Origin of the sequence: Niastella vici, assembly GCF_002077945.1 — a bacterium.
Lineage (GTDB): Bacteria > Bacteroidota > Bacteroidia > Chitinophagales > Chitinophagaceae > Niastella > Niastella vici.
This window is the reverse complement of record NZ_LVYD01000103.1, coordinates 1-514: the sequence shown is the minus strand read 5'-3', so window position 1 is coordinate 514 and position 514 is coordinate 1. Positions and strand designations below refer to the sequence as shown.

The following is a 514-nucleotide window of genomic DNA, read 5'->3' as shown; positions in this document are numbered from 1 at the left end:
GTTGGTTTAGAGCATCTGCCTTACAAGCAGAGGGTCGGCGGTTCGACCCCGTCAACTCCCACAAAGGTCGAAATCGTCTATACACTAGGGTTTCGGCCTTTTTCATTTATCGCCTTTGCAAGACAGATGGTTTAAAAAAGTCACAATTTATATACTGAGCCAAGCATAAGTTTCAAACCCATGACAGAGAAATGGCATGAGCTAATTTTTTCATATTTGAAAAACGATATATACAGTCTTCGAGATATTCTAATAAAAATGAAAGAAGAAGGAATGTCTGCACAAGATGCTTTGCAAATTTTTACGGATATCAGGAATAAATTGCAAAGCGAAGGAAATGAAAAAGATGAAGATAGAATTCTTGACACTATGGATATTATCGTTGGCTATTGTAATCCACGTTGGAAAGTTTGGGACAACTAATAATCGCATTAACAGTAACGGTTATATCATTTTTTAAATACCTGCAATAAACGTGCTTTTGCCGGATCAAGTGAAAAAGTTGGGGGATTGT

Annotated in this window: 1 protein-coding gene; it reads left to right on the top strand. The window is 37.0% G+C overall.

From position 1 onward, the window contains the following. The first annotated feature begins 258 nt into the window (after positions 1 to 258). Positions 259 to 423: a hypothetical protein gene (locus tag A3860_RS36080; RefSeq protein WP_216823588.1), complete on the top strand. Its 165-nt coding sequence runs from the start codon at positions 259 to 261 to the stop codon at positions 421 to 423. The last annotated feature ends 91 nt before the right edge of the window (positions 424 to 514 follow it).

Excerpts from the sequence above, each read along its gene's own strand:
- A3860_RS36080 (WP_216823588.1), top strand. The coding sequence starts at position 259 with ATGAAAGAAGAAGGAATGTCTGCACAAGATGCTTTGCAAATTTTTACG.